Annotated in this window: 8 protein-coding genes; 6 read left to right on the forward strand and 2 right to left on the reverse strand. The window is 70.1% G+C overall.

Annotated features, from left to right (window positions below; all coding sequences use genetic code 11):
• The 5 genes from VFZ39_RS02690 to VFZ39_RS02710 form a co-directional block, all read left to right on the forward strand.
• Nucleotides 1-1,225, forward strand: a 1,225-nt coding sequence (locus VFZ39_RS02690) for an ATP-dependent DNA helicase UvrD2 (RefSeq protein ID WP_330864184.1), incomplete at its 5' end; no start/stop codon positions are given.
• A gap of 204 nt (nt 1,226-1,429) precedes the next feature.
• Nucleotides 1,430-1,648 (forward strand): hypothetical protein, encoded by a 219-nt coding sequence (locus tag VFZ39_RS02695; RefSeq protein WP_330864185.1) that lies wholly within the window; start codon nt 1,430-1,432, stop codon nt 1,646-1,648.
• 103 nt (nt 1,649-1,751) lie between these two features.
• Nucleotides 1,752-2,084, forward strand: a complete 333-nt coding sequence (locus VFZ39_RS02700) for a WhiB family transcriptional regulator (protein WP_330864186.1) — start codon at nt 1,752-1,754, stop codon at nt 2,082-2,084.
• Between the two features lie 67 nt (nt 2,085-2,151).
• Nucleotides 2,152-2,316 carry a hypothetical protein gene (locus VFZ39_RS02705; RefSeq protein ID WP_330864187.1) on the forward strand — a complete coding sequence of 55 codons (165 nt, stop codon included), beginning with the start codon at nt 2,152-2,154 and terminating at the stop codon, nt 2,314-2,316.
• Between the two features lie 148 nt (nt 2,317-2,464).
• Nucleotides 2,465-2,647, forward strand: a complete 183-nt coding sequence (locus VFZ39_RS02710; RefSeq protein WP_330864188.1) for a hypothetical protein — start codon at nt 2,465-2,467, stop codon at nt 2,645-2,647.
• A gap of 19 nt (nt 2,648-2,666) precedes the next feature.
• On the opposite strand, the gene VFZ39_RS02715 is transcribed toward VFZ39_RS02710, so the two are convergent.
• Together VFZ39_RS02715 and VFZ39_RS02720 are read right to left on the reverse strand one after the other, a co-directional pair.
• Nucleotides 2,667-3,434 (reverse strand): hypothetical protein, encoded by a 768-nt coding sequence (locus VFZ39_RS02715; RefSeq protein WP_330864189.1) that lies wholly within the window; start codon nt 3,432-3,434, stop codon nt 2,667-2,669.
• Between the two features lie 110 nt (nt 3,435-3,544).
• Nucleotides 3,545-3,703 (reverse strand): DUF5679 domain-containing protein, encoded by a 159-nt coding sequence (locus VFZ39_RS02720; RefSeq protein WP_089503918.1) that lies wholly within the window; start codon nt 3,701-3,703, stop codon nt 3,545-3,547.
• Between the two features lie 174 nt (nt 3,704-3,877).
• Between VFZ39_RS02720 and VFZ39_RS02725 the strand changes: the two genes are divergently transcribed.
• Nucleotides 3,878-4,210: enoyl-CoA hydratase/isomerase family protein (locus VFZ39_RS02725; RefSeq protein ID WP_330864190.1), on the forward strand; the 333-nt coding region annotated here is incomplete at its 3' end.

Below are 4,210 nucleotides of genomic sequence, written 5' to 3' on the forward strand. Positions count from 1 at the left end.
GCGCGACTTCCCGACGAAGTACGCCGGCACCACCTCGATCGAGCTGGTCCGCAACTACCGCTCGACCCCCGAGGTCGTGGCCGCGGCCAACCAGCTGCTCGCGGGCACAGCGAGCCACGGCGTCGAGCTCCGCTCGCAGCAGGCAGCAGGCCCTGCGGTCGAGTACCGCGGCTACCCCGACGAGGTGGCCGAGGCGGCCGGGATCGCCGAGCGGATCGCCGCGTCGGCACGGTCCGGCACGCCGTACGGCCAGATGGCGGTGCTGTTCCGGATCAACGCCCAGTCCGAGGCGCACGAGGAGGCGCTGGCCGAGCGCGGCATCCCGTACGTCGTCCGGGGTGCCGCCAGGTTCTTCGACCGTCCGGAGGTCAAGCAGGCGGTGACCCTGCTGCGCGGCACCGCCCGCTCGGGGGAGGCAGGCGACGACCTGCTCGAGACGGTGCGCGCGACCCTCTCCGGTCTCGGGTGGTCCGCGGAGCCGCCCGAGACCCGCGGCCAGGTGCGCGATCGCTGGGAGTCGTGGCAGGCGCTGGTCGACCAGGCCGCCGAGTTCGCGACGGGAGCTGACGTCGATCTCGGCGGCTTCGTCGACGACCTCGACCGACGGGCCGCGGAGCAGCATGCACCGGTCGCCGACGGCGTCACCCTCACCACGTTCCACGCGGCCAAGGGCCTCGAGTGGGACGTCGTGCTTCTCGCCGGCCTCCAGGACGGCACCCTGCCGATCACCTACGCCGAGACCCCGACCGAGCAGGAGGAGGAGCGCCGACTGCTCTACGTCGGCATGACGCGGGCGCGACTCGTCCTCTCGCTGTCCTGGAGCCAGGCCCGTAACCCGGGCGGGCGCCCCACCCGCGTGTCGTCGCCGTTCCTCGCCGGCCTGATCCCGGCCGACCAACGCCCGACACCGCCAAAGAGCCGGCGCCGGGCCGCGCACTGTCGCGAGTGCGGCAAGCCGCTGTCGACACCGGCCCAGAAGAAGCTCGGGCGGTGCGACGACTGCCCGGCGTCGTACGACGAGGACCTGTTCGAGCGGCTGCGTGCCTGGCGGAAGACCCGGGCCGAGGAGGACGGCGTGCCGGCGTACGTCGTCTTCACCGACGCCACCTTGCAGCTGATCGCCGAGCACAAGCCGGGGAGCGAGCAGGCGCTGCTCAAGATCAGCGGCGTGGGCCGCTCCAAGCTCGACCGGTACGGCGCCGACCTGCTCGACCTCGTCTCCTGAACGCCGATCCTGCGGTGATCCTGGGATGATCGAGCGGCGATCGTGGCGTCTGGCAGCAGATCGACGAAGAAATGTCAGGAAATACCCATTAAATGGTTTGCCTCTTACGAGGTCGGACGGGTACTTTTCTCAGGAACCAAACCGGACCGCGCACAGTAGCCCTGGCAAGGCTCGCGCCTGAAGAATGACAAGGAGGTGGCACCAATGATGAGCATCAACTCGCAGAAGGCGACGGCACAGACCCCGTCCGGCTTCGGCATGCCCAACACCGGTGTCACCTATGGCACCAGCCTCGGCATGACCACGGATATGACGGTTTGCACCGCTCCCGCGATTGTCGTGCGCGATCGGCACGTGGCGGGCGTTGCCCTCGCCGAGGCCACCCGTCCGGGTACCACTTCCTGGAGTCCACCGACCTGTTGACCCAACAGCATCGGCTACCTCCAGGCCGCGGACCCGAAACCCGGGATCCGCGGCCTTTCTGTTTCCAGCACACAAGCGATCAGGTCCAGTAGGAGGTGACCACATGACCATCAGCGTTCTCGACCGCACTGATGGACTCTCCCCGAACAGGGGGGCTGAGGCTTCGCTCGGCGGCTTGCACGACGTCGCCAGCGAGGTGGACGAGGACCAGTTGCCCTGCCGGGTCAACGACCCGGAGCTCTGGTTCGCCGAGTCCCCGAGCGACGTGGAGTTCGCCAAGGCGCTGTGCACGGAGTGTCCCGTGCGCGACCTGTGCCTTTCCGGAGCCAAGCAGCGCCGGGAGCCGTGGGGCGTCTGGGGCGGCCAGCTGTTCCTGCAGGGCACCGTGATCCCGCGCAAGCGGCCTCGCGGCCGGCCCCGCAAGGACGCCGCCTGACATCCACCTCGAATCGAAGCGAGCAACAACAACCAACATGACCACACCACACGTACGGAGTATTGAGATGGAACTCTTGAACGAAGAGCTGGCACGGGCACAGATGTCCGTGCGCCTGGGAGAGGCGCAGCAGCAGCGACGGGCCTACCACGTGGCCCACGCTCGTCGCGTCAGCCGCAAGGCCGAGAAGGCCGCGCGCCAGGCACGCCTCGCTCTCGCTCGTGCGATCTGAGGGAGCCGGCGGTCGATTCCCGCAAGGGAAGGGCCACCTCCACCCTGATCGCTGGGTGAGTGAAACAGGTGAACCGAAGAGCCGGGTACGACGTCGTCGTACCCGGCTCCTCGCATGTCCGGGCGCGTGTGGGGCGTAGCCTGGAACCGTGTCCGACGAGGGGAGCGGCGTGACGACGTGCGACTTCTGCGGACGCCAGGAGGCCGACGCCGCGAAGACCCTGACCTGGACCACGGCCGTCGAGAACGGCCGCCGCCGCGTCTACTGCGACACGTGCTCGCGCCAGCACCTGCGGTCGATGGAGGGCAAGCTCGACAGCGAGTTCTGGTGACGGCTCCTACCTCGCTCGCCTAACCCGCCAGCAGCTCGCCCCAGGCGCACCCGCACCGAGGATGCCGCGACCACTCGTCCAGCTGTGGCCCGTCCGGGCGCAGCATCACCGTCGCCGACCAGGTCGTCGGGCGGTCACCCCGGAGCAGGGTCGCCACGTCGCGAACGGCCCACGCCAGCGCCAGCGCGAGGTCACCCGACGGTGGTCGGTAGGTGCGATCGACCGTGACGTGCTGGTCGACGACCCGCGCGTGGCGGGGGTCGCGGTCGGCCAGGTGCTCGTCGAGGCAGCGCAGACAGGCGGTGAGGCCGGGTACGACGCACGGCCCGACCCGGGTCCGGCCCGCCACGGACGTGACCAGCAGGTGGGGCCGATCGGCCTGCACGATCGCGTCGAGGCCGGTCCGGGAGGGCTCCGCGCCCACGCTCACGACCAGCGTGAGCGCCGGGTCGAGACCACCCCGGGACTCGGGTAGGGCGGCCTCGGCGAGCAGCCGGCGAGCGAGAGCCGCGGCAGGCTCGGGTGCGAGGACCTCCACGCTGCCCGGCGTCGGCGGCGGATCCTCGTGCTCGAGCAGTCCCGCGACGGCCAGCTGCTCGATGACGGCGCGCTCGGCCGCGGTGGTCCGGTCCGGGTCGAGGAGGTGTCGCAGCCTCGTCAGCAGCTGCCGCACCGACGGATCGTCAGCCAGCAGCAGCCGATGGTCGTGGTGCAGGCCGACCTGGAGCCGACCGTCGCCACGCTCGGTGACGCGTAGCCCGACGGCCAGGCGGAGGCGAGATGACATGGTCCGACCCTGGCATCTCGTGCGGCCGCGGCGGAGGCTCGTCCACAGACGACGGCGGCGTCCGCCCGCTCAACCGGGTGGACGCCGCCGTGAACGACGTGGGGTCGTGCTCAGGCCTTGCCGAGGATGCGGTTGAGGTTGGTGCCGCAGACAGGGCACACAGCCTTGGCCATGCGCGTGCCCTTGTCGTTGACCCGCACCTCGCCCTCTGCCTCGCGCTTCTCCTTGCACTTGACGCAGTAGAACTCGCCGCTCCAGGTCTCCGCCATGACGGCCTCCTTGCTGTTTTGTTGTTCGGTCGTCGCGACGGGGTGGTTGGGGAAGCCCGTCGGAGGAACCGGAGCCGCTGGCCCCAGAACCGGTATGACCCTACGACAAGCGTGGACACGCGTGCGTGAGGCTCGCCCTGAGCGTGAAATCGCTCGATCACTAGGGTTTCGGCCATGTCCGACCTCCAAGCCGACCGGCAGCCCGACCATGACCACGACTCCACGTCCGATTTCCGCCACCTCAGGCTCAGCCGACCGGTCGACGGCGTCGCCCTCCTCACCCTCGACAACCCCGACCAGCGCAACGCCATGTCCGAGGCGATGACCGCCTCGTGGGTCCGCGCGGTGGGCGAGCTGCGGGAGGACCGCGACTTGCGGGTGGTCGTGGTGACGGGGGAGGGCAGCGCGTTCTGCTCCGGCGGCGACACGAGCTGGATCGCCTCCGAGCCGGACGCGTCCGTCGACCGTCTGCGCAGCCGGATGGTCGCCTTCTACCGGTCGTGGCTG

It is taken from the genome of Nocardioides sp. (genome assembly GCF_036374615.1).
Classification (GTDB): Bacteria; Actinomycetota; Actinomycetes; order Propionibacteriales; family Nocardioidaceae; genus Nocardioides.